The sequence below is a fragment of the Bowmanella yangjiangensis genome, assembly GCF_017255015.1.
Lineage (GTDB): Bacteria > Pseudomonadota > Gammaproteobacteria > Enterobacterales > Alteromonadaceae > Bowmanella > Bowmanella yangjiangensis.
Map to the genome: position 1 here is coordinate 1 of NZ_JAFKCS010000513.1, position 546 is coordinate 546.

General features: G+C 63.6%; 1 protein-coding gene. It reads left to right on the top strand.

Features of this window, described 5'->3' with window-relative positions; translation table 11 throughout:
- The coding region (locus tag J0A65_RS25420) for an Hsp70 family protein (RefSeq protein WP_206596999.1) at positions 1-546 on the top strand (546 nt) is incomplete at both ends.

Here is a 546-nt window from a genome sequence, read left to right on the forward strand (position 1 = left end):
TCCGTGCTGGAGCTTTTCGATGGCGTGATGGAGGTTCGTGCCAGTGCGGGCGACAACTTCCTCGGAGGCGAGGATTTCGACGACGCGATAGTGGCCCATGTCGTCGCTGCATTGACCGCTCAGGGGCTGCCCGATCCGCAGCGACCTGCCATTCGCCATCGTCTGCGGCGCGAGGCCCAGCGTGTCAGACATGCGCTTGGGCAGCAGAGTGAGGCCAGGTTCCAGCTGAGCGAGGACGGGCGTGAATGGACTGTGGCCCTGACGCAGGAGCGTCTGCTGGAAATCTGTGAGCCGTTGCTCGAGCGGTTGCGTGCGCCAATCGAGAGGGCCTTGCGCGATGCGCGTATCAAAGTGGCGGATCTTGACGAGGTGCTGCTGGTGGGGGGCACGACGCGTATGCCACTGGTGCGCAAGTTGGTGGCGAGTCTGTTTGGGCGCTTTCCCGCGATGCACCTCAACCCGGATGAAGTGATCGCTCAGGGTGCCGCAGTTCAGGCGGCGCTCAAGGCTCGTGATGCGACGTTGGAGGAAGTGGTGCTCACCGAT